Raw genomic sequence first — 5,509 nt, 5'->3', positions numbered from 1 at the left:
GACGCCCAACGAAGTAGAGTCCGACTGGTTCGAGCGGAATCGAGCAGCCTGAGAAGTCAAAATCTCACTGTCCGAGAACTTCCCAGCCCCTCAGACGACTCCATCACGCGACGGCGACGCGCGCTTGCCCCCATCCAGATCCTCACCGATCTCGAGCGAACCAAATCCAGCCTGGACGGCGACTTCTGGGCAGACTACGACCTTTTCCGAATCGCGCTCGCTGTGATCGACCAGGTAGCGCTGGCGATGGGATTGTCGTCGGGGCGGACCTGGGATGAGACGGTGGCCTACGCCGCCGAGCAGGCGGCCAGGCAGTCGCCGGATGCGGACCCGGCGCAATGGGCGAAGGCGGCTGAGCGGGTTGTTGTTTCGCTTGTCACCGTCGATGTAGAGGTCGTTCAGCATCTTGTTCACACGGCGGAGGGGCCGACTTGGCGACAGCAGCGGTTTCGGCTGCTGTACTTGCACCCGGACAGCACCGATGGGATTGAACACCTTCGTGCGTCCGAACAGGCCATCAACATCTTCGTCGACGCCCTCGATCTCGACATCGAAGCCGCGCAGATCGCCAATGAAGCACAGATGGCGGCGTTGATCGCGCGCGGCGCGGTCGCGTCGGCGGTGCAGATCGCCCGCGTCGCGCGCTATCGGTCGATCGAGTATCAGGAGCGGATCAGGCGCGTTGTCGCCGACACCCTCATCGATCCAGACACCCATGATTGGCTTGGTGATGTCCCGGCGTATCTGGATGCCGCTCTCGATCACGTCCGGGGCAGGCTCGACGCCGAGACGGCGTTGCTGGAAACAGTCGCTGATCGGCGCACCGACATTTCGGATAGGGCGCGTCTGGAAGCGCTCAATCGGTTGCTCGAGATCCTTCGTGAATGCCGCTTTCGGCATAGCGAGTTGCATCGCCATCTCATTGGGGCGCGGGCAGCGTTGCGGCAGGCACTCGATGATCGTTTCGCGCGTCCGCCGCGTCGCACTCACCGCATCGACCTTGGCGCGGACTTGCTCGTGCCACTGCTTGCCGGCCCGACCGCAGGTGGCGCTCGAGCCGCCGACCGGTTGTTGGCAGTGGCCGGTGGGCTGCCGATTCGATGGTGGCCGTTGCTGACGACCATGACTGATGAACTGTGCACGCCGCCTCGAATCCCTGAGCTAGGCGTGGAATATGAACCGCCCGAAGTCGATTCGGACGAGGCGCCCGAGTGGTGGGATGCCTATGAGGCTGTCGCGGAATCGTTGTTCGACGGCCTCACCGAGCCAACTAGGTTGTCGCAACTGCTAGCTCGCGTAGACGATGCTCTGCGGACTGTTGCCGCTGAACCGGGCGGCGATAGCCACATCTTGGATGCTGGTGTTCTGGCTGCGACAGTGGTCCATGCTGCTCATCACGCATGGGCTCCGCATTTGGCTGGCAGATCGGCAGGTGACCAGGTCGTGGTCGCTGTCACGACCGGAGAGTCCTTGGATTCGGCGGTCATTCGCGCCGACGACCTGCTGTTGATTCCCGCCGAGGTGAGTACCGATATCGCCGCTTCCGCCCCGAGGACTCGGACCGGGATCGATTACGGGCAGGAGGCGCTCGAATGAGAGCCCCGAGCGAGTATGAGGATGTCGGCCGTTTCCTCGCCTGGGCTGCTCGCCCGAAGGAAACCCCCGCACGCAATGAGGAATTGCATCGGCTCGTGCGCAGATACTATGAGGATTCTGACTTCGCCGTCGCCGTCGACGGAGTATTCGCGGGTGCAGGGCTCGATGTCAGCGTTGACGAGCGAGATGGCATCATCGCGACCGCGCGTACACACTCTCCGTTACGTTTGACAGTGGCGGACGTGTCAAAACGGGCACCACAGGCACATCGCGCGCTGCTTGGCGCGGTGATTCTGGCAGTCGCACGAACCGTATACCCGGACCCGGCGATGCTCGATGATCCCGACCGAATCGCTGTTTTCACCACACAATCGGTGGTCGACACCTTGGATCGGGTAGCCCAGTCGCTCGTTGAGAACAGTGCCGACGATAGCGATATCGATGACGACCTGATCGAAGCGTGGCGGCGATGGAGTGACCTATCGCCCGCTCGTCCGAATGCTCGACGCAGGTCAACGGGAGATCGCCCGGGGATCGTTGTTCGAGTCTGCAAGATACTCGTCGAGGCAGGGTTTCTCACCGCCAAAGGTGACGCTGACGGAGGCGTCTGGGCGGCTAGGCCGCGATTTCGCTATGCGGTCGGCGCACTGTGCGATGACTCCGAACTGTTCCGGCTGGTAAATGGCCTGGCTGGCAGTTCCGGCAACGCCAGCGAAGAGGACACAGCGTGACCGACTCGCTCTTCGAAGTGAATCAGCAACCACCGCAGGAACTGCCAACGCCGCCGCTTCGTCTGCGGCGAGCCCGTCTGCACGGTGTGGGACCCGATGGCGCCCGGTTCGATCCGCTCGATCTGGATTTCAGCACCAGTGCCGGCGCGGCCGCACGAGTGCTGTTGTCCCTGACTAACACTGGAGGGAAATCGACGCTGATCACTCTGATCTGCAGTCTCATCGTGCCCGCCGCACGGGCGCAGGTGGGCGGCAAGATCCTCGGCGACTACGTGTTGACCGGCGACACATCGCACATTGTCTGTGAATGGGAGGACGCCGCGACGGGCTACCGCACGGTCACCGGGACGGTGATGGAGTGGAAAGACGGCCGCCGACAGCCAGCCCACAAGATGCGCTCGACCTCGAATATGCATCGCGCCTGGTACATGTTCCGAACCGGCCCCGACATGCCGGGGATCGACGATCTGCCGTTCATCGCCGATGGTCGGCGCGTGACTTTTCGGCACTTTCGGGCCGCCATCGACAACCTGATCGACGCGACGCCAGCGGCACACGGGATTCTCGTCGACAAGCAAACCGAGTGGACCTCCACGTTGGAGAAACACACAAGCATCGACCCGGTTCTGTTCGCCTACCAGATGCGCATGAACGACTCCGAGACCGGTGCGGAGCAGTTACTGCACTCGTTCGATTCGCCGGACAATGTCGTGCGGTTCTTCGTGACCGCCTTGAACGATCAGCGTGATTTGGAGATCTTCGCTGGGAAGTTGGGCGATTACGCTGTTCTGGCCGCCCAGCGGTCGTCGTTGGCGGAGCGGGCGAACTTCGGTGAGGTGGTCGTTCCGTTGATCGAGCGGGTAGCGGTGTTGGCCGAGGAACGCGCGACGGCCGAAGGCGAGCTGCTGCGGGCGTTCACCCTTGGCGGGGAACACGTTTCGTCGCTCATCAACCGTATCGAGCAGGACCGTCGGAATCTCACCGGCCTTGCCGATGCGGTCACCGCCACAAGTCTAGCTTTCGCGACGGCGCGCCGCGACTACGGTCAAGTCAGCGATGTCCGGCTGCAGCTGGTCCTCGAGCAGGCGCGCGCGGCCGTCGGGTCGGCGGCCCAACGCCTCGAAGTCAGCAAGGAGCGCGCGAACCTAGCTGAGATTGCCGCGAAAGCGTGGCGGGCGGTCAACGATGTCCTGGCGCTACGCGTCGCACGAGCGGCGGCCGACACCGCGCGCCAAGCCTACGAAAAAGCCGACGCGGACCTAGGCCCGCTGCGTGCTGATGTCGCCCACGCGGCCGCCGCGTTGGCGGGCAGACTCGACGGGTTGATCACGGAATCCGGAACCGCTGTGAAAAATGCCGATGACCGCGCCGCCGATGCGGTCGCGCTCAAGGAGCAGGCGGACGAGAAGAAGACAGCCGCCCTCGTCGCAATCGAGAAACTCTCCGATGAGCGGGCACGCGTGCGCGCGGACGTCGAGGCCGCGCGCCTAGCGCGAACGGACGCGGTGACAGCGGGTTGGCTGCATGAGCTCGAAAGCCTGGCCGATTGCGTACGCCGCTGGCGAGAAACCCAAACGAGCGCAGAACAGGCGGCTGAGACCGCCCGCACCCGAGGTGAATCCGCCGAACAGCGATTCGATGAGCTCGATAGGGCCATCGAGCAGCTGAACGCCAGCATGAACGGACTCCGCGAACAGCGACAGTCGACGGCAACCGACGTCAAGCGTTTTGTCGACGATTTCGCCGTGGCGACGGGGGATAGCGTTGTTCTCGAGTTGGCTGGCGGTGAGGTGACTGATACCGAAACGCTGCTCCGTACAGCCCATCTCGCCGCGGAGTCCGCGCGTGACGCCGATGCCCGATCGACAGAACATGGCTCGGAGGCCAAGGCCGCGTATCACCAACTTGGCCTGCTCGATCTGACCGGCACCGCGCCCGCCGCACAGGACGTGCTTGATGTACTCGATACGCTCTCCGCCGCCGGGATCGGCTCGGTCACCGGGCTGCAATGGATCGAGAACAACATCGTCGACGCGGACGCGCGCGAACCCTTCATCGCCGCTAATCCCGAACTAGCAGGCGGAGTCGTCGTCTCCGACCGGAACAGATTCGACGACGGCGTGCGGGTCCTCCAGGACAGCGAGTTGCCTACGAGGACGCCGGTCACCGTGACCACCCCGCCGACGACACTGCCGCCATTGACGCCGCCGATGTCCTTCTGTCACGTAGTCATTCCGCATCGCTCGACCTGGGACCGAGTCTGGGCCGCCGAACTGCGGCAGGAATTGGAAGTCTCGGCCCAACACCACGACGAACAGGCGCGACAGGCAACCGAAGCCGCCCAACAGTACCGCGCGAGCGAAGCGCGGTGTCGTGACTTCGCCAGACGATGGGGCGCGACCACGCTCGGCAACCTGGAAGCGGCCGCGCAAGACGCTGCGGAGGCACTGGCGACCGCCAACGCCAAGCTCGAAGGTTTGTCACAAGAGCAAACGGGTCAACGCACCCTCGCGGGAGACGCACGAATCGAAGAGCGCAAGCAGACGGTTCTCGCCACGAACGCAAAGGAACGCACGAGACTCGCCGTTGAGTTGGCAGACCAGTCGGCGCTCGCCGATCAGGCAGAAACGTCGATATTGGGGATCGATGGGAAGCTCAACCAGGCGAAGACCGCCCGCGACCAAGCCATCGCCAGCATCGAAGACGCGGAGGGCGTCTTCAAGGCAGCGACCCAACAGGCAGCCAACTACCGCAGCGACTGCGAATCGCACCGGCGGGAACGAGCAGACCTCGGCGTCGACATTTCGGGCACCGACCCTGGCGGCAATCCGGCGATCCTGCGCACACAATGGACGACTCTGCGCGAGGAATTGGCCAAAGCGGAGCACGGCATGGTCGAGGCAACCCGATTCGAGGATGCGAACAAGGCGGTGAGCCGTGCGTTGGCTGAAGTCAACCGGCTCGACCCTGATATCCATAGTCGAGCTGAAAGTCTGTGCGACACAATAGAAGCCAGCACTGATATCACCCGGGCTGACGCGCAGCGCCGATCGCAATCAGAGTTCGACGCCGCCCACCTCGCCCATCTTGAGGTGCCCGAAGTTCTTCGGACAGTGGCCCAAAGTAGAATTTGGGTAACTGAACGGAGTTGTTGTGGCACAGAAGAAGTCGCGTCAGTTCAG

At 63.5% G+C, this 5,509-nt stretch carries 3 protein-coding genes; all 3 read left to right on the top strand.

Features of this window, described 5'->3' with window-relative positions; genetic code table 11:
- Positions 1 to 1,596, top strand: a 1,596-nt coding sequence (locus ACFXK0_RS28845; RefSeq protein WP_379414243.1) for a hypothetical protein, incomplete at its 5' end; no start/stop codon positions are given.
- The gene (locus ACFXK0_RS28840; RefSeq protein WP_379414242.1) at positions 1,593 to 2,327 is read left to right on the top strand and encodes a hypothetical protein; all 735 of its coding nucleotides are present in this window, start codon (positions 1,593 to 1,595) and stop codon (positions 2,325 to 2,327) included. The genes ACFXK0_RS28845 and ACFXK0_RS28840, both read left to right, overlap by 4 nt.
- The coding region (locus ACFXK0_RS28835; protein ID WP_379414241.1) for a hypothetical protein at positions 2,324 to 5,509 on the top strand (3,186 nt) is incomplete at its 3' end. The genes ACFXK0_RS28840 and ACFXK0_RS28835, both read left to right, overlap by 4 nt.

Source organism: Nocardia sp. NPDC059177, from assembly GCF_042755165.1.
GTDB lineage: Bacteria > Actinomycetota > Actinomycetes > Mycobacteriales > Mycobacteriaceae > Nocardia.
The sequence above is the reverse complement of the archived record's forward strand: the minus strand, read 5'-3'. Positions and strand labels throughout refer to the sequence as shown.

What these genes read in the sequence shown, in the direction of transcription:
- ACFXK0_RS28840 (WP_379414242.1), top strand. Translation starts at nt 1,593, where the DNA reads ATGAGAGCCCCGAGCGAGTATGAGGATGTCGGCCGTTTCCTCGCCTGG.